This window comes from Ruegeria sp. AF8 (assembly GCF_056541825.1).
Map to the genome: position 1 here is coordinate 430809 of NZ_JBQFYW010000001.1, position 15743 is coordinate 446551.

General features: G+C 58.8%; 19 protein-coding genes. 10 read left to right on the plus strand and 9 right to left on the minus strand.

What is annotated here, in order from left to right; translation table 11 throughout:
- Nucleotides 1–5: 5 nt before the first annotated feature.
- The 3 genes from ACR0AO_RS02130 to ACR0AO_RS02140 are packed head-to-tail and all read right to left on the minus strand — an operon-like array spanning nucleotide 6 to nucleotide 1763.
- Nucleotides 6–437, minus strand: coding sequence for a DUF6691 family protein (locus ACR0AO_RS02130; RefSeq protein WP_480599327.1), 432 nt, complete (start codon nucleotides 435–437; stop codon nucleotides 6–8).
- Nucleotides 437–865, minus strand: coding sequence for a YeeE/YedE family protein (locus ACR0AO_RS02135; RefSeq protein WP_480599329.1), 429 nt, complete (start codon nucleotides 863–865; stop codon nucleotides 437–439). The genes ACR0AO_RS02130 and ACR0AO_RS02135 overlap by 1 nt, the downstream gene beginning before the upstream one ends.
- A gap of 34 nt (nucleotides 866–899) precedes the next feature.
- The gene (locus tag ACR0AO_RS02140; protein WP_480599332.1) at nucleotides 900–1763 is read right to left on the minus strand and encodes an MBL fold metallo-hydrolase; all 864 of its coding nucleotides are present in this window, start codon (nucleotides 1761–1763) and stop codon (nucleotides 900–902) included.
- Nucleotides 1764–2028: 265 nt separating this feature from the next.
- On the opposite strand from ACR0AO_RS02140, the gene ACR0AO_RS02145 reads away from it, so the two are divergent.
- Nucleotides 2029–2244: a hypothetical protein gene (locus tag ACR0AO_RS02145; protein ID WP_480599334.1), complete on the plus strand. Its 216-nt coding sequence runs from the start codon at nucleotides 2029–2031 to the stop codon at nucleotides 2242–2244.
- Between the two features lie 7 nt (nucleotides 2245–2251).
- On the opposite strand, the gene ACR0AO_RS02150 is transcribed toward ACR0AO_RS02145, so the two are convergent.
- Nucleotides 2252–2470 carry a hypothetical protein gene (locus ACR0AO_RS02150; protein ID WP_480599337.1) on the minus strand — a complete coding sequence of 73 codons (219 nt, stop codon included), beginning with the start codon at nucleotides 2468–2470 and terminating at the stop codon, nucleotides 2252–2254.
- A gap of 157 nt (nucleotides 2471–2627) precedes the next feature.
- Here ACR0AO_RS02150 and ACR0AO_RS02155 point away from each other — a divergent pair, with 157 nt between their 5' ends.
- Nucleotides 2628–2897: a DUF2312 domain-containing protein gene (locus tag ACR0AO_RS02155; RefSeq protein WP_480599339.1), complete on the plus strand. Its 270-nt coding sequence runs from the start codon at nucleotides 2628–2630 to the stop codon at nucleotides 2895–2897.
- A 151-nt stretch (nucleotides 2898–3048) separates the two neighbouring features.
- On the opposite strand, the gene ACR0AO_RS02160 is transcribed toward ACR0AO_RS02155, so the two are convergent.
- Both ACR0AO_RS02160 and ACR0AO_RS02165 read right to left on the minus strand, forming a co-directional pair.
- Nucleotides 3049–3825: a Bax inhibitor-1/YccA family protein gene (locus ACR0AO_RS02160; protein ID WP_480599342.1), complete on the minus strand. Its 777-nt coding sequence runs from the start codon at nucleotides 3823–3825 to the stop codon at nucleotides 3049–3051.
- Nucleotides 3826–3983: 158 nt separating this feature from the next.
- Complete coding sequence (locus ACR0AO_RS02165) at nucleotides 3984–4193, minus strand: DUF1127 domain-containing protein (RefSeq protein ID WP_480599345.1); 210 nt, start codon at nucleotides 4191–4193, stop codon at nucleotides 3984–3986.
- A 125-nt stretch (nucleotides 4194–4318) separates the two neighbouring features.
- Here ACR0AO_RS02165 and ACR0AO_RS02170 point away from each other — a divergent pair, with 125 nt between their 5' ends.
- Nucleotides 4319–5200 carry a LysR family transcriptional regulator gene (locus ACR0AO_RS02170; protein WP_480599348.1) on the plus strand — a complete coding sequence of 294 codons (882 nt, stop codon included), beginning with the start codon at nucleotides 4319–4321 and terminating at the stop codon, nucleotides 5198–5200.
- Here ACR0AO_RS02170 and ACR0AO_RS02175 read toward each other — a convergent pair.
- The gene (locus tag ACR0AO_RS02175) at nucleotides 5181–6146 is read right to left on the minus strand and encodes an NADPH:quinone oxidoreductase family protein (RefSeq protein ID WP_480599351.1); all 966 of its coding nucleotides are present in this window, start codon (nucleotides 6144–6146) and stop codon (nucleotides 5181–5183) included. The two genes, ACR0AO_RS02170 and ACR0AO_RS02175, sit on opposite strands and share 20 nt — an antisense overlap.
- Before the next feature lie 346 nt (nucleotides 6147–6492).
- Here ACR0AO_RS02175 and ACR0AO_RS02180 point away from each other — a divergent pair, with 346 nt between their 5' ends.
- The 3 genes from ACR0AO_RS02180 (at nucleotide 6493) to ACR0AO_RS02190 (ending at nucleotide 9152) form a co-directional block, all read left to right on the plus strand.
- Nucleotides 6493–6864 (plus strand): helix-turn-helix domain-containing protein, encoded by a 372-nt coding sequence (locus ACR0AO_RS02180; protein ID WP_480599354.1) that lies wholly within the window; start codon nucleotides 6493–6495, stop codon nucleotides 6862–6864.
- A gap of 45 nt (nucleotides 6865–6909) precedes the next feature.
- On the plus strand, nucleotides 6910–7701 hold the full coding sequence (hisN, locus tag ACR0AO_RS02185) for a histidinol-phosphatase (protein WP_480599358.1): 792 nt from the start codon (nucleotides 6910–6912) through the stop codon (nucleotides 7699–7701).
- A gap of 116 nt (nucleotides 7702–7817) precedes the next feature.
- Entirely contained in the window at nucleotides 7818–9152 is a 1335-nt protein-coding gene (locus ACR0AO_RS02190; RefSeq protein ID WP_480599361.1) for an 8-oxoguanine deaminase, read from the plus strand.
- Nucleotides 9153–9191: 39 nt separating this feature from the next.
- Here ACR0AO_RS02190 and guaD read toward each other — a convergent pair whose 3' ends face one another.
- Nucleotides 9192–10481, minus strand: a complete 1290-nt coding sequence (gene guaD / locus ACR0AO_RS02195) for a guanine deaminase (protein ID WP_480599364.1) — start codon at nucleotides 10479–10481, stop codon at nucleotides 9192–9194.
- Nucleotides 10482–10621: 140 nt separating this feature from the next.
- On the opposite strand from guaD, the gene mgtE reads away from it, so the two are divergent.
- Nucleotides 10622–12016: a magnesium transporter gene (gene mgtE / locus ACR0AO_RS02200; RefSeq protein WP_480599366.1), complete on the plus strand. Its 1395-nt coding sequence runs from the start codon at nucleotides 10622–10624 to the stop codon at nucleotides 12014–12016.
- Nucleotides 12013–12579, plus strand: a complete 567-nt coding sequence (locus ACR0AO_RS02205) for a 5-formyltetrahydrofolate cyclo-ligase (RefSeq protein WP_480599370.1) — start codon at nucleotides 12013–12015, stop codon at nucleotides 12577–12579. Before mgtE ends, ACR0AO_RS02205 begins: the two co-directional genes overlap by 4 nt.
- Before the next feature lie 3 nt (nucleotides 12580–12582).
- On the opposite strand, the gene ACR0AO_RS02210 is transcribed toward ACR0AO_RS02205, so the two are convergent.
- Complete coding sequence (locus ACR0AO_RS02210; protein WP_480599373.1) at nucleotides 12583–12813, minus strand: putative hemolysin; 231 nt, start codon at nucleotides 12811–12813, stop codon at nucleotides 12583–12585.
- A 158-nt stretch (nucleotides 12814–12971) separates the two neighbouring features.
- On the opposite strand from ACR0AO_RS02210, the gene ACR0AO_RS02215 reads away from it, so the two are divergent.
- Nucleotides 12972–13784 carry a TIGR00282 family metallophosphoesterase gene (locus ACR0AO_RS02215; RefSeq protein WP_480599377.1) on the plus strand — a complete coding sequence of 271 codons (813 nt, stop codon included), beginning with the start codon at nucleotides 12972–12974 and terminating at the stop codon, nucleotides 13782–13784.
- Nucleotides 13785–13885: 101 nt separating this feature from the next.
- Entirely contained in the window at nucleotides 13886–15664 is a 1779-nt protein-coding gene (locus tag ACR0AO_RS02220) for an SLC13 family permease (protein WP_480599380.1), read from the plus strand.
- Nucleotides 15665–15743: the final 79 nt, after the last annotated feature.

Here is a 15743-nt window from a genome sequence, read left to right on the forward strand (position 1 = left end):
TTTCCTTATGCGGTGGCCGCGAATCTGTCCAGTTGTGCGCCCACTTTAGGCGCCACGATCATGCCCGCAATCATCGATGCAAGGAAAATCGCGCCACCGAACCCACCATAGGTGATCGACGCCAGCGCCGGTCCGGGACATAGGCCGGCCAATCCCCATCCCATACCGAACAGGACCGACCCGATAACCAGCCGGTGATCCAGTTCCGGTTGCGGCGGTGTGGGAAAGTCCCCCCCGAGGATGGGATTACGCCGTGCCGCGATCCGCCAGGCAATGACCATCGGGATGATGGCACCCCCCATCACAAAGGCCAGGGTCGGGTCCCAGTCCCCGAACACATCCAGCCAGCCCTGGACCTTGGTGGTGTCGGTCATGCCGGATACGAACAGCCCCGCACCGAACAGAGCCCCAGCGATCAGGGCAAAAATCAGTCGCATCAGATCACCCCCAGCAGATGCCGGAACACGACAAGCGTCAGACCGCCGGCAAGAATATAGAAAACCGTGGCAACGATGCCCCGCAAGGACAGCCGCGAGATACCGCAAACGCCGTGACCCGAGGTGCAACCATTTGCAATGCGCGTGCCAATGCCAACCAGCAAACCGGCGGCAATCACGACGGAGATTTCCTTGGTCAGGTGGGTGCCAATCTCGACATTATATAAGGGCCACAAAACCAACGGGGCGACGATCACACCCAGAATAAAGGCGACACGTTCGAAAACCGAATTGCGCCCGCTGCCATCGACCAGCCCGCCAAGAATGCCACTGGCCCCCATGATTCGCCCGTTTGCCAGCAGATAGACGGCCCCGCCCAGGCCAATCAACACTCCACCGACCAGACCCCAGAGCCAGTCCGTTGCCATAAGCTGTCATTCCTCTTGTTCGCGCTTTTGCCGATCAGATCTTGTTGACCGGCAGTTTCAGAAATACATCGCCTTGCTCATCGGCGGGCGGCATTTGCCCGGCGCGCATATTGACCTGCAGCGACGGCAGAATCAGACGCGGCATTGCAAGGGTTGCGTCCCGCGCATCCCGCATCTTGACGAATTCTTCGATGCTCTTGCCCTGACCGATATGGACGTTGAGCGCCTTTTGCTCGCCCACGGTTGTTTCCCAGGCAAATTCATCCCTGCCTGGTGCCTTGTAGTCGTGCCCGACAAAAATCCTCGTTTCGTCCGGTAACGACAGGATTTTCTGGATCGATTCGTAGAGTGTCGCAGACGAGCCGCCGGGAAAATCGCAACGTGCGGTCCCGAAATCGGGCATGAACAGCGTGTCACCCACAAATGCGGCATCGCCGATCACATATGTCAGGCAAGCGGGTGTGTGGCCCGGCGTGTGCAGGACATCCCCACGCATTTGCCCGATGTGAAAGCTGTCACCTTCGGTGAATAGGGCGTCGAATTGGCTGCCGTCCCGCTGAAACTCGGTGCCTTCGTTGAACACTTTGCCAAAAGTGTCCTGAATGATGGTTATGTTTGATCCAATCCCGATCTTGCCGCCAAGCTTTTCCTGCAAATATGGGGCGGCGGACAGATGATCTGCATGCACATGGCTTTCCAGAACCCATTCAACCTTGAGATCTTCGGATTTGACAAAGTCGATGATTGCATCTGCCGATGCCGTGTTGGTCCGACCGGACGCGTGGTCAAAATCCAGCACGCTGTCGACGATCGCACAAGAACGGCCTTCGGGTTCGCGAACCAGATAGGACACCGTGAAGGTGGCTTCGTCGAAGAAGGCTTTTACGAATGGTGTCATCGGTTCCTCCACGGTTCAGGTCCCAATCATATAAATTATTTGGAATGTGATTCAACCACCCCTGATCTTCGCCCGCAACATTGACGACTTTGATATCGATCAAGGCAAATCTTTCAAACTGTGATAGCTCTCCCGAGAATAGCGTTTACTTGCCGAAAAAACAGGCAGGGCGAGCGGAAATTCGCAGATGCTTCATGTTTGATCCACGAATTTCTTACGGTTGTTACCTAACTCTGTCAGGCTCAACGTATAGGGGAGGAGCCAAATGACCGCACAAGAACTTTACCGCGAAGTTGAACGGCTGGAGAAAACGCTCAAGGGCGCGTGCATGGAAAAGCGCCTGGAAATGCAGCCAACAGTCAGCCAGATGGTCCGGCAGATGCGCGCGCAGGGGGTTCGAGTTCCCTCGCGGTTGCACAGGCTGGATATTGCGCTGTGTGAGGATGCAATCGAAGCGCGTTTTGACAATATGCCGGTCTGAATCGGGCTTATCCAAGCGATATTCCCAGGATCACCATCATCAGTCCCATGACGGACAGAAACAGCGAAGCAAGGTTCCAGGGCAATACGCCCTGGACCGCTGCACGCAGTTCATCGTCTGAAAGCCCTGCCTTGCGTGCTTTCATGACCCGCAGAATGCACCAGATCAGCCCTGCCAGACCGGCAAGGGACAGGGCGGCGCCCGACCAGATGAGAATATCGAACATGTCCCGTCCGTTGCTGTGTACCCCAACCGGGTCGCGGTTATCGGATCGACGCGTTTCGTGCAAGCGCTAGTCGATTTCCTGCAACGATCACTTGCGGCCCGCAAACTGCCGATGTATCCCGCGTTTTGCCCGTTTTCAGCACGAGGAAGTGATACAGATGGACGAAACGATCGAAGCACAGGCCGAAGCCAACTATCGCGTAACCGCTGGCGAACTGCGCCAGTTCATCGAACGTTTTGAGCGGTTGGAGGCGGAGAAAAAGGACATTGCAGACCAGCAGAAGGAAGTGATGGCCGAAGCCAAGGCGCGCGGCTATGACACCAAGGTCATGCGCAAGGTGATTGCGTTGCGAAAACGGGACAAGGACGACATCGCCGAAGAAGAGGCGGTTTTGGAAATGTACAAGGAAGCGTTGGGGATGAGCTAAGACGGTTCTGGGTTCGATGCGCGCCTGCGGTTGCGCATTGGATCGTTGATTCGTCTAAAGCGGCAGTTCCGGATTTTCGGTTCCGTCAGAAGAAAAAACCTGCCAAGACAACGTCTTGGCAGGTTTTTTGCTTAGGGAAGGCGCGAGGCTTTTACTCTCGGCTCCCGAAAAGCTGAAGCAGGAACATGAACATGTTGATGAAGTCCAGATACAGGCTCAGCGCGCCCATGATGGCAGCTTTACCCAACCATTCCTGATCGCCGGAATGTGCCATCTGGATATAGGTGGTCTTGATGTTCTGCGTGTCATAGGCAGTCAGGCCCGCGAAAATCAGAACGCCGATCACCGAGATCGCAAATGCCATGGCCGACGACGCCAAGAAGATGTTGACGACCATTGCGACGATCAAACCGATCAGCCCCATGATCAGGAAGGTTCCCATTCCCGACAGGTCTTTTTTAGTCGTGTAGCCGTAAAGCGACAGACCGGCAAAGGCGATCGCAGTGATCAGAAAGACCTGAACGATCGACTGGCCGGTGAAAACCAGAAAGATCGAGCTGATGGAAAGGCCCATCACGGCGGCGAATGTATAGAACACCAGTTGCGCGCCCGCCGCGCTCAGCCGGTTGATGGCCGCGCCAAAGCCAAAGACAAAGGCCAGCGGCGCGAACATGACCACCCATTTCAGCGGCGAAGCATAGATCGAATAGCCGAATTGCGTCAGGTACTTGTCGGCGCTCAACTGGGCAGCGGCCGCCGAGGAATCGGTGGTCACCGCCAGCCCGGCAATCGCCCAGGCCGCCACAAAGGTGATCAGCATGCCTACGGACATAGTGCCGTAGACCTTGTTCATATGGGCGCGCAGGCCCTCGTCAATCTGGGCAGCGCGCGCGCCAGCCGCCGTCCGGATTGTGTCAAATTCAGCCATAGAGGTCTCCCTAAGATAGTCCTTTTACGTGCAGGTTCCGACCTGCGGTTCTCGCAGCAAATATCGGAAAGGAAGCCCCGTATTTCAAGCCTTTTCATGACGAAAACTTGAACTTGGACAGCTGAATTCGACAAGATCTTCGACGCGCAGTGCCCAGGTCAGCAGCGCCACGTCTCTGGGGCGTCCCAGATTGGCCTGGCCGCTTCCTTGCGGGCTTCGGCTTTGCTTACTCCGATATCCTCAAGCGCATTGTCGTCCAGCCGTTCCAGGGCGCGGCGCTGTCGCCAGGTGGAAAACATGTTTCCGAGGTGACGAACGTACGATACGCGGGCGTGGCGGCAAGAAGTGGATGCAGTTGTCAGGGCCATGTCAGAGTCCTTTCTTGTTTGGTGATGAAATCGCGTCCATCCATCAATTTCCTTGAATTATATGGCGTAGTATGATCAATTGTGAAAACGAATGTTTATGATCAATAGCATCAAGGATCGTGATAATGAGAAATCTGGACATCACCACATTGCGGTCATTTGTGGCTGTTGCCGATCATGGTGGCGTGACGCGCGCCGCGGGGTTTCTGCATTTGACGCAATCGGCGGTCTCCATGCAGTTGAAGCGGCTTGAGGAGTTGCTGGGTCAGGAGCTTTTGGATCGCAGCGGGCGCACCATTGCGTTGACGGCGTCCGGCGAACAGCTTTTGGCCTATGCCCGCAGGATGGTGGCGCTGAACGACGAACTGATCGGGAAACTGACTGACCAGGCTTTCGAGGGCGAGGTCGTTCTGGGGGTTCCGCACGACATTGTCTATCCGGCGATTCCCAGGTTGCTGCAGAGGTTCAACGCGGATTTTCCGCGTGTAAAGGTGCAACTTGTGTCGTCCTATTCGCTGCAGCTCAAGGAAATGTTCCGCAAGGGCGAATGCGATCTGATCCTTACAACAGAGGCGTCGCATGGCGAAGGGGCCGAGATGGTAGCAGAATTGCCGCTGCGCTGGATTGGCGCGCCGGGCGGCTCGGCCTGGCGCAGGCGACCGCTTCGGTTGGCGTTGGGACGGCGGTGCATGTTCCGCCCGCAGGTAATCTCAGCTTTGGATGAGGCGGGCGTACCCTGGGAACTTGCCGTCGAGACAGAAAACGACCGCACGATCGAAGCGACCGTCAGCGCGGATCTTGCCGTACATGCGATGCTTGATGGCACCGAGGCGGCGCATCTGGAACAGATCGATTCCGGTGGCGCCCTGCCTGAGCTGCCTGCGCACAGGATCAACCTTTATGGGGGCGAAAACGGCCGGGGCGCCATTGTCGAAGCGCTGTCTGAATTGGTGCGTCAGAATTTCCGGATGATCGGCGGGCCGCAGCTCAAGGCTGTGGCGGGATGATCACCACTTTGCCGGTCGATCTGCGCTCTTTCAGAAGCGTCATGCCCTCGGCAACCCGCTCCAATGGCAATACATGGCTGATATGCGGCTTTATCTTTCCCTCGCCGTGCCAGCGAAACAGGGTTTCAAAACTGGTGCGCACAATTTCCGGCCGGAATTTAAGATAACCGCCGAAATAGACGCCGATGACCGTCAGGTTCTTGACCAGCAGGTGATTGGCCGGGATCTGCGGCACCTCGCCTCCGGCAAATCCGATGGGCAACAGGCGTCCTTCGGGATTTGTGGCGCGGAACGCAGCTTTGAACACATCGCCGCCGATGGCGTCATAAACGACGTCTGCCCCACCCAGTTCCCTGACACGCACGCGCAGGTCTTCTGATGCGTCGATCAAAAGGTCCGCGCCGGCCATCCTCGCGACCGCCAGCTTGTCCTCTCCGCGTGCCTGAGCAATTACGGTGGCGCCCATCAGCTTACCGATTTCAACTGCGGTCAGCCCCACACCTCCGGCTGCGCCGGTGACCAGCAAAGTTTCACCGGGCCGAAGCCGGGCGCGGTGATCGAGCGCTATGTGACTGGTGCCATAGGCAATTTGGATGGCGGCGGCGTCCTCGAAACTCATGGAACTCGGCAGCGGTATTGCCCGTTCGGTATCAAAAACGCCAAATTGCGCCAATCCACCCTGTCCCGAGAAGGCAGCGATTCGATCTCCGACTTTCAGGTTTGTGACGTTTGTTCCGACTTTGTCGACAATCCCGGAAATCTCCATGCCAAGCGTAAACGGAAGGGTAGGCGTATCCTGATAGGTTCCCCGCTGCATCAGAAGGTCGGCAAAATTCAGGCCACAGGCGCGAATGGCGACTCTGACTTGATCCGGGCCCGGTTCGGGTTCCGGAATGTCCACAAGCTCGGCCGAGGCTCCCATTGTGGTCATGTTGTATGCCAGCATCTATATGTGTCCTTTCCCCCACGTCAACGGCGGCAGTGGCCCGACGATTTCAGAATCCTTATCGAATAGCGGAATGCTCAACAACTCCATAAGGTTCGTTGAAAATGTTGGCTGTTCCGGACCTGAGTTTCCTTTCCTTTCCGTTCACAACCACAAACCTGTATTGCGACAGCGCTACTCAACCTTCTTGAAATGGGACGCAAAATTCGCGATAAATAGTCTTAGTGCAGTTCGGGGCGCATAAGTGGAATTAGGGAGTTCTTAATCGGCCACCCGCTAGATGTGCGGCTATGGCCTAAAAGTACGAGTACCCGGACAGTTGTCAGTGTAGCAGAGGAGAAAACCCATGACCCATCCCGTCGATGTCCACGTCGGCAAGCGTGTCCGGCACCGCCGCTGGTTGATCGGAATGACTCAGCAGCAATTGGCGGAGCAGGTTGGAATCAAGTTTCAACAGATCCAGAAATATGAAACCGGGGCCAACCGGATCAGCGCGTCACGTCTTTGGGACATCGCCGAAGCATTGGATGTACCTGTGAGTTTCTTCTTCGAGGGCCTTGACGATTCGCAAAAAGATTCGCCGCAAAAGCAGAAGGTTCCCGCGGACCTGATGGGCGACAAGGAAGCATTGGATCTGGTGCGCTCGTATTACGCAATTCCGGAAAATCAGCGCCGCCGCCTTTTCGAGCTGGCGCGCGTGCTGAGCGACGTGGCGTGATCCACCGGACTTGACTCTCTCGTTTGCTGGCAGCACGGGTATGTCATGGTACATACCCAGCTCAGCGATCTGAAAGTTGCGGAAATGATGGCGGATGCCGCGCGCGCGGCGATTTTGCCATATTTCCGGCAACCGGTATTGGAAACTCAAAACAAATTGAGCACCGGTTTCGATCCGGTCACCGTGGCGGATCGCGCTGCGGAGCAAGCCATGCGCGAAGTCCTGGCGCAATACCGCCCGAATGACGGCATTTGGGGAGAGGAGTTTGGCAAGGTCGCAGGCAGCAATGACCGGATGTGGGTTCTGGATCCGATTGACGGAACCCGGGGGTTCATCAGCGGAACCCCGACCTGGGGCGTGCTGATCGCCTTGTCCGACGGGGACGGCCCGTTTCTGGGCCTGATCGATCAGCCCTATATCGGAGAGCGTTTCATCGGCTCGCAAGAGATGACGTATGTTGTTGGACCTCACGGCAAATCGTCGCTGCGAACCAAAGATCCTGTTGCTTTGCAGGATGCGGTGCTGTTCACCACGTTTCCCGAGGTGGGAACACCTCAGGAAGGTGCGGCTTTTCGGGCCGTGGCCGAACAGGTGAAGCTTACGCGGTTCGGTATGGATTGCTACGCCTACGCGCTGCTTGCTGCGGGGCAGATAGATCTGGTGATCGAGGCGGGTCTGAACGCATATGACATTCAGGCTCCTATCGCGGTCATTCAGTCGGCCGGGGGGCTTGTCACCGACTGGCAGGGCGGTCCGGCGCATCACGGCGGGCGGGCGCTGGCGGCGGCAAACCCCGAGATACATGCGGCGGCGCTGGAAATCCTGCACCGGTTCTGAGGTGTCTTGATCGGATTCTGCGGACGGTTTATTCAGATATCGACCGGTTCTTGAGCCCGTTTTCCGCCGGTCCCAACACTCTTTGCACGAGACGGGCAGTTGCAGGGGTGTAACACATGAAGGAAATCCTGTTAAAAAATGCCGATGCCATCCTGACTATGGATGACGATCGGCGCGAGTTGTCGGACGCAGACGTTCTGATTCGGGATGACCAGATCGCAGAAATCGGGCGCGATCTGAAAACCAAGGGTGAGGTCCACGATGCAACCGGCTGCGTTCTGACGCCGGGCCTCGTGAACACGCATCACCATCTTTACCAGACATTGACCCGCGCCGTGCCGGGCGGGCAGGACGCGTTGCTGTTTGGCTGGCTAAAGGCGCTGTATCCGATCTGGTCCCGGTTCGGCCCGGAAGAAATGTTCGTGTCGGCCCAGATCGGTTTGGCAGAGCTGGCACTGTCGGGCTGTACGCTCAGTTCCGATCACCTTTATCTCTATCCGAATGGCGCGCGTCTGGATGACACGATCACCGCCGCGGCGGAAATCGGTCTGCGGTTTCACCCGACACGCGGCGCGATGAGCATCGGCGAAAGCGATGGCGGGCTGCCACCGGATCGTCTGGTTGAGCCGGAAGCCGCCATTCTCGACGACATGATCCGCGTGGTCGATGCCTTTCATGACGCTTCCGAAGGCTCGATGTGCCGTGTTGGCCTTGCCCCCTGTTCGCCGTTTTCGGTCAGCCGCGATCTGATGCGCGATGCGGCGGTTCTGGCGCGGGACAAAGGTGTCATGTTGCACACGCATCTGGCCGAAAATGACGAGGATATCGCCTATTCTCTGTCACAGTTCGGGTGCCGTCCGGGGCAATATGCCGAAGACCTCGGCTGGACCGGGCCGGATGTCTGGCATGCCCATTGCGTCAAACTTGACGGGCGGGAAATCGATCTGTTTGCGACCAGCCGGACGGGTGTGGCCCATTGCCCTTGCTCCAACTGCCGTTTGGGATCGGGGATCGCCCCGGTGCGCACCATGCGCGACCGGGACGTCAAGGTCGGGTTGGGGGTGGATGGGTCCGCCTCCAATGACAGCGGCAATCTGGTGGCCGAGGCGCGTCAGGCCATGCTTTTGCAGCGGGTGGCGCGCGGGGCCGACGCGATGTCGGCACGTGAAGCGCTTGAGATCGCGACACGGGGCGGGGCAGATGTGCTAAATCGCCCGGATTGCGGTCGTATCGCGCCGGGCAAGTGCGCGGATATCGCGGTCTGGGACGTGCGTGGCATTGAAAGCGCGGGCAGTTGGGACCCGGCGGCACTGCTGCTGGCCGGGCCGACCCGGGTCAAACATCTGTTTGTCTCAGGGCGCCAGATCGTGCGTGACGGGCAGGTCACGACGCTCGATCTGCCGCTGCTGATCGAGCGCCAGAACCGGCTTGCGTTTGCCCTGCAAAGCTGAGTGACAGGACCGGGCGCGCGCCGAATGGAACGCCCCGCGTCAGGTGCCGGCGCGCCGTCCGCCGATCCAGACTTCGGCGATGGCGCGGTCGTCGCCCATCATGATGGTGGGAAAGATCGCCTCCCACAAGTCGTCGGCAACGGCGACGCGCTGGGCGATGGCCGGGGTCGAGGCGAGGTCCAGAACGATCAGATCGGCCTCCATACCCGGCGCGACATTGCCGATGTGATCGTCCATGCGCAATGTCCGGGCCGAGCCAACCGTGCCCAGCCACAAGAGTTGTGCCGGGTGCAGCGGCGCACCGCGCAACTGCCCGATCTCATAGGCAGCCGCCATCGTGCGCAGCATCGAGAAACTCGATCCGCCGCCGGTATCCGTGGCCAACCCGATCCGGTGCCCGTCCCGCATCAGCCCGGCCATGTTGAACAGGCCGGAGCCGATAAAAGTGTTCGAAGTCGGACAGTGGATGAGGGCCGCATCCACTTCACGCAGGCGATCACGTTCACGCGGCTCCAGATGAATAACGTGACCGTAAAGGCCCCGCCCTCCAAGCAGACCGAAACGTTCGTAGGTGTCCAGATAGTCGCGGGCATCGGGGAACAGCGACATCACCCATTCGATCTCGTCGGTCTGCTCGCTCAGATGGGTCTGCATCAGGCAATCAGGGTTTTCCGCCCAAAGCGCGCCCATCGCTTCCAGTTGTTCCGGTGTGGAGGTCGGAGAGAACCGTGGTGTGATGGCATAGGAAATACGATCGACCCCATGCCATTTCTGCAAAAGCGCCCTGGACTGGTCATAGGCCGTCTTTGCAGTATCCCGCAGCGCATCGGGGGCGTTGCGATCCATGCAGGTCTTTCCTGCAACCACCCGTTGGCCCCGCTTTTGTGCCTGCGAAAAGAAGGCATCGACACTTTCGGGATGGATCGTGCAAAAGCTGCACATGGTCGTGGTTCCATGCGCCGCCGTCAGGTCCAGATACCGCGCTGCGATTTCATTGGCATAGCCGGGCGCGGCGAATTTCATCTCTTCGGGAAAAGTATAGGTGTTCAGCCAGTCGATCAGCCGCTTACCCCAACTCGCGATCATCGCGGTCTGGGGATAGTGGACATGCGGATCGACAAAGCCCGCCAGAATAACCCGGTCGCCGTGGTTCACGATCTCGGCGTCCGGATTGGCGTCTGCCAGTGAACGGGAAGAGCCAACCGCATCGATCCTTCCGTCCGAGATTAGCACGGCCTCGCTGACCCGTACCGCGTCGGTTGGCTCTCCCTCGAAAGGAGAACCTGAAAAGCTAAGCACACGGCCTTGCAGGAGGGTTTTTTGAGCCATGATCAATCGATCTCCGCCTTGTTGGAACCGACGAACAGCATAAGAGCGGCGAAGATGCGGGTAAATTGCGCTATTGTCATTGTTTTCCTGTAGCAGCTTCTTCTAATTAGGGGTCAATCGCGAAAGTGAAGGGGCAGGGCATGACCACAGGCAACGATCAGGCGGATACCGACCAGCCCTGGGACGATGATGCCTATGCGTTGGACCGCAAGGTTGTCGCGGACATTCTCGACGCGGTAGAGGCCAGAGACCGTGACGCGCTGATCGCATTGATGGAACCGCTCTATGCGGCGGATATCGCGGATTTGTTGGAACAGATCGATGCCGACGACCGGGCGCAGTTGATCCGGCTTTACGGTCGCGAGTTCGATGGCGATATCCTGTCGGAACTCGAAGAAGGGGTCCGGGAAGAGATTATCGAAATCCTGCACCCGGACGTTCTGGCCGAAGCGGTACGCGATCTGGAAAGCGACGATGTGGTCGATCTGCTGGAAGATCTGGAAGAACCACAGCAGGAAGTCATCCTCGGCGTGCTGGAAGATGCCGAAAGGGTAGCGGCGCAACAGGCGCTGTCCTATCCGGAAAACTCGGCCGGTCGCCTCATGCAGCGCGAGGTGGTCATGGCGCCGGAACACTGGACTGTCGGACAGGCCATCGACCACATGCGCACAAGCGAGGATCTGCCCGAGGATTTCTATCACGTCATTCTGGTCGACCCGCGGTTGAAGCCGGTCGCCTATGTGACCCTTGGCAAATTGATGGGAACCCGGCGGGATATTCAGCTCAAAGACATAGCCGAGGAAGATTTCCACGTCTTTCCCTTAGATGTTGACGAAGAGGACGTGGCCTATGCCTTCAATCAGTACCACCTGATTTCGGCGCCGGTCGTCGATCAGGATGGGCGGCTCGTCGGCGTGATCACAATTGATGACGCGATGGTCGTTCTGGACGAGGAATACGAGGAAGATATGCTGCGCCTTGCCGGTGTGAGCGACGAAAGCTCGCTGTCTGACAGCGTTGCAGAGACAAGCAAGCGTCGATTGCCATGGCTGACCGTGAATCTGGGCACCGCGATTTGCGCCTCGCTGGTTATTTCTCAATTCGAAGCAACGATCGCGCAACTGGTATCGCTTGCCATTCTCATGCCTATCGTCGCGTCGATGGGTGGTAACGCGGGCACACAGTCGCTGACCGTGGCTGTGCGCGCCTTGGCCACGAGGGACCTCACCGGCTCGAACGTGTGGCGGGTCATCCGGCGCGAGCTGATGGTAGGCTGTCTCAACGGGCTGTGTTTCGCGGTCGTGTTGGGGACGGTTGGCATGATGTGGTTCGGCTCGCCGATGCTGGGTGTCGTGATCGGCACGGCATTGGTCGTGAACATGATCATCGCCGGTTTCGCAGGTACGGTAGTCCCGGTAGTGCTGGACCGTCTGGGCATAGACCCGGCGCTGGCGTCAGGGACATTCGTGACGACCACGACGGACGTGATGGGGTTCTTTATCTTCCTTGGACTTGCCAGTGTGGTGTTGCTGTGACCGAAACGACTGACCTTACCGAAGTGAAAGCCGCCGCGCGCAAGGCGGCATTTGCCCGCCGAAAGCAGGCATTCGACGCGTGTCCGCCGGGCGCGGCCGGGCATTTATCCGAAGTTCTGGCCGGGTATCGGGGAGTTCCGCTGTCGGGATATATGCCAATCCGGACCGAGATCGATCCGTTGCCCGCCATGGCTGAGGCGGCCGCCCATGGGCCTGTGGGTGTGCCTGTAATACAGGCCGCCGGACAGCCCTTGCGCTTTTCGCGCTGGATGCCCGACGGTGTTCTGCGGGATGGCCCGTTTGGCGCCAGGGTGCCCGAGGTGGACGACTTCTTCGATCCCGAAATCCTGATCGTGCCGCTGGTGGCATTTGATGCGCGCGGTGGCCGGCTGGGCTATGGCGGCGGATTTTACGACCGCACGCTGGAGGGGTTGCGGGCCAGGCGCGCGACGCTGGCCATAGGATTCGCATTCGACGCGCAAGAGGCTGAATGGCTGCCTCTGGAGCCCACGGATCAGCCGCTTGACATGATTGTAACGGAAAACCGCATCCTGACCTTCTGAACGTCAGTTCTGAAAATGACTGCGCAGATAATCCCAGGCGTCAACCTCTTGCCCGTCTGGCAGGATGCAAATTCCGTATTCGCTGCCATCGGCGTTTTTTCGGATCTGAAAGGTGCCATCATTTTCGACACAGAACGTTGCGGCAGGATTGGCCATTGTCGTTTTCGTCTTTGTCTGCGCACCGGCGCCGCCGGAAACCAGCGCCATCGCGACTGCGAAAGTAAGATATTTCATAAAGTTAATCCTGTTTGAGTGGGCTGTCCGATGCATGCCATCGGAACGCACCGGTGATATGTGGACGCTAAGCACATTTGGGCGGCAGAACAACAATCGCCAAAGGTCATCAGCTTGCATCTTGTTCTCCCCATCCTCTGGCCCTAGGAGAGAATGCCATGAGGATTTTGTTTCTGGGTGATGTCATGGGCCGTTCCGGGCGGGCGGCCGTGCAAGAGCATTTGCCGCGCCTGCGCGATGAGTGGCGGCTGGATTTCGTCGTGGTCAATGGCGAAAACGCTTCGAACGGCATGGGGTTGAGCGGGGATCACGCCAGACTGCTGCTGTCTGCGGGCGCTGACTGCATAACGCTGGGCGATCATGCCTTCGATCAAAAGGACATGCTGCAATTCGTCGAAAGCGAACCCCGCGTCATTCGGCCAATCAACTATGCCAAAGGTGCGCCGGGGCGGGGATATCGCCTGTTCAACGCTCCGGGCGGGCGCAAGGTGCTGGTGGCGCAGGTGCTGGGGCAGGTGTTCATGAAACGGGCCTTTGACGATCCGTTTTCGGCCATCGAACCCGTGCTGAAGTCGCATCCGCGGGGCGGGCTTGCCCAGGCCGTGATTGTGGACATGCATTGTGAGGCAACATCGGAAAAGATGGCGATGGGGCACTATTGCGACGGCCGCGCGAGTTTCGTGGTCGGCACGCACACCCATGTCCCGACCGCCGACGCGCAGATCCTTCCGGGTGGTACCGGATATCTGAGCGATGCGGGCATGTGTGGCGACTATGATTCAATTATCGGCATGGACAAGGCCGAGCCCATGCGCCGGTTCATCACCGGTATGTCCAAGACCCGCTTTACCCCGGCAACCGGCGAGGCGACCTTGTCCGGCTTCTTTGTTGAAACGGATGACCGGACCGGTGCGGCGACCTCGGTTTGCATGGTTCGGGCTGGCGGACGATTGCAGCAGGCAAGCCCATAATTTCCATGCATTTCCTTTGTCGGAGTAAATGACAGGCTTGCCCAAGGCCGGGCAATGCGAGAAACTGTCGGGCAGACGAGGGTTCGGGCAGAAGACCGGGAATGGATTTCCTACAACTTTCAGATACGGCCAGCGCAGTTCTGGCGCTGGTCATTGTCGCGGGCATGTTTGCCCTGTTTCTGCGTGAAACCCTGCCGACCGAGGTCGTGGCGATCATCGGCGTCGCGCTGATGCTGGTGACCGGCATCCTGCCCTATGAAAAGGCCTTGCCGGTTCTGGCCAACCCGGCGCCTTGGACGATAGCGGCAATGTTCCTCATCATGGGGGCGCTGGTGCGGACCGGGGCACTCGATTCCTTCACGTCGCTGGCGCAGAAACAGGCGCAGGTGAACCCGAGGATCGCGATTGCCTTGCTGATCGGATTTGTCGTTGTGGCATCCGCCGTTGTTTCGAATACACCGGTGGTGGTGGTGATGATCCCGGTATTCGTTCAGATTGCCCGAACCCTGAACGTGCCCGCCTCAAAACTGCTGATCCCGCTCAGCTACGCCGCCATTCTCGGGGGTACGCTGACCCTGATCGGCACATCGACCAACCTGTTGGTCGATGGCGTGGCGCGGGTGCAGGGGCTGCACGCCTTTTCGATCTTTGAGGTCACGCCGCTGGGGGTGGTGCTGGTAGCTTATGGGATGTTCTACCTGCGCTTTGTTGCACCAAGACTGCTGCCAGAGCGCACCAGCATGGCCACGTTGCTGAGCGACCGCTCGAAGATGAAGTTTTTTACCGAGGCAGTCATCCCGCCCGAAAGCAACCTGATAGGACGCGAAGTGACCGGTGTGCAGTTGTTCAAGCGCCCCGGCGTGCGGCTGATCGACGTGATCCGCGGCGACGCCTCCCTGCGGCGTAACCTCAAGGGCGTCACGTTGCAGGTCGGCGACCGGGTGGTTCTGCGCACGCAGATGACCGAATTGCTGAGCTTGCAAAGCAACAAGGAACTCAAGCGCGTCGATCAGGTTTCGGCGGTCGAAACCCGGACGGTCGAGGTGCTGATCACACCGGGTTGCCGCATGGTTGCGCGCGCGCTGGGTGCGATGCGGCTGCGCCGTCGCTATGGTGTTTATGTTCTGGCCGTGCACCGCCGCAATCAGAATATCAGCGGACAACTCGACGATCTGGTCGTGCGGGTGGGCGACACCTTGCTGCTGGAGGGTGCGCCGGCGGACATCCAGAGATTGGCGGCCGATATGGACATGGTTGACGTTTCCCAACCCTCCGAACGCGCCTATCGTCGCAGCCACGCGCCCATTGCGGTGTCGTCCTTGCTGGGGATCGTGATACTGGCCGCGATCGGCGTCGCTCCCATTCTGCTGTTGTCGATTGTCGCGGTTGCCGTCGTTCTTGCCACCCGGTGCATCGACGCGGATGAGGCGTTTTCCTTTGTCGAGGGGCGGCTGCTGGCGCTGATCTTTGCCATGCTGGCGATTGGCGCCGCGTTGGAAAGCTCTGGCGCGGTCGAGCTGATCGTGAACGCGGTGGCTCCGGGGCTGAGCATGTTACCTGCTTTCATGATCGTCTGGGCGGTCTATCTGTTGACTTCGATCCTGACCGAACTGGTGTCGAACAACGCCGTCGCGGTGGTGGTCACGCCCATCGCCATCGGTCTGGCCCAGGCGGTCGGCGTTGAACCGCGCCCTCTGGTGGTGGCGGTGATGGTTGCGGCCTCGGCGTCTTTTGCAACGCCTATCGGATATCAGACGAACATGATGGTCTATGGCCCGGGTGGTTATAGGTTCACGGATTTCATGAAAGTCGGCATTCCACTGAACCTGACGGTGGGGCTGCTCGCATCGCTTCTCATTCCGGTGCTCTGGCCGCTTTGACGCGAAGCGAAGAGGCGTATTGTCGCCGACCGCAACAGGGCCGCTTGATTTCCGGCGACCAACCCCGATCTTGAAAGTG

Bases quoted from the DNA above. Each gene is read 5' to 3' on its own strand.
- ACR0AO_RS02130 (WP_480599327.1), bottom strand. From the start codon at position 437: ATGCGACTGATTTTTGCCCTGATCGCTGGGGCTCTGTTCGGTGCGGGG.
- ACR0AO_RS02210 (WP_480599373.1), bottom strand. From the start codon at position 12,813: ATGAAATATCTTACTTTCGCAGTCGCGATGGCGCTGGTTTCCGGCGGC.
- mgtE (WP_480599366.1), top strand. From the start codon at position 10,622: ATGACCACAGGCAACGATCAGGCGGATACCGACCAGCCCTGGGACGAT.
- ACR0AO_RS02220 (WP_480599380.1), top strand. From the start codon at position 13,886: ATGGATTTCCTACAACTTTCAGATACGGCCAGCGCAGTTCTGGCGCTG.
- hisN (WP_480599358.1), top strand. From the start codon at position 6,910: ATGGTACATACCCAGCTCAGCGATCTGAAAGTTGCGGAAATGATGGCG.
- ACR0AO_RS02160 (WP_480599342.1), bottom strand. From the start codon at position 3,825: ATGGCTGAATTTGACACAATCCGGACGGCGGCTGGCGCGCGCGCTGCC.
- guaD (WP_480599364.1), bottom strand. From the start codon at position 10,481: ATGGCTCAAAAAACCCTCCTGCAAGGCCGTGTGCTTAGCTTTTCAGGT.
- ACR0AO_RS02155 (WP_480599339.1), top strand. From the start codon at position 2,628: ATGGACGAAACGATCGAAGCACAGGCCGAAGCCAACTATCGCGTAACC.
- ACR0AO_RS02170 (WP_480599348.1), top strand. From the start codon at position 4,319: ATGAGAAATCTGGACATCACCACATTGCGGTCATTTGTGGCTGTTGCC.
- ACR0AO_RS02150 (WP_480599337.1), bottom strand. From the start codon at position 2,470: ATGTTCGATATTCTCATCTGGTCGGGCGCCGCCCTGTCCCTTGCCGGT.
- ACR0AO_RS02215 (WP_480599377.1), top strand. From the start codon at position 12,972: ATGAGGATTTTGTTTCTGGGTGATGTCATGGGCCGTTCCGGGCGGGCG.
- ACR0AO_RS02165 (WP_480599345.1), bottom strand. From the start codon at position 4,193: ATGGCCCTGACAACTGCATCCACTTCTTGCCGCCACGCCCGCGTATCG.
- ACR0AO_RS02180 (WP_480599354.1), top strand. From the start codon at position 6,493: ATGACCCATCCCGTCGATGTCCACGTCGGCAAGCGTGTCCGGCACCGC.
- ACR0AO_RS02175 (WP_480599351.1), bottom strand. From the start codon at position 6,146: ATGCTGGCATACAACATGACCACAATGGGAGCCTCGGCCGAGCTTGTG.
- ACR0AO_RS02145 (WP_480599334.1), top strand. From the start codon at position 2,029: ATGACCGCACAAGAACTTTACCGCGAAGTTGAACGGCTGGAGAAAACG.
- ACR0AO_RS02135 (WP_480599329.1), bottom strand. From the start codon at position 865: ATGGCAACGGACTGGCTCTGGGGTCTGGTCGGTGGAGTGTTGATTGGC.
- ACR0AO_RS02190 (WP_480599361.1), top strand. From the start codon at position 7,818: ATGAAGGAAATCCTGTTAAAAAATGCCGATGCCATCCTGACTATGGAT.
- ACR0AO_RS02140 (WP_480599332.1), bottom strand. From the start codon at position 1,763: ATGACACCATTCGTAAAAGCCTTCTTCGACGAAGCCACCTTCACGGTG.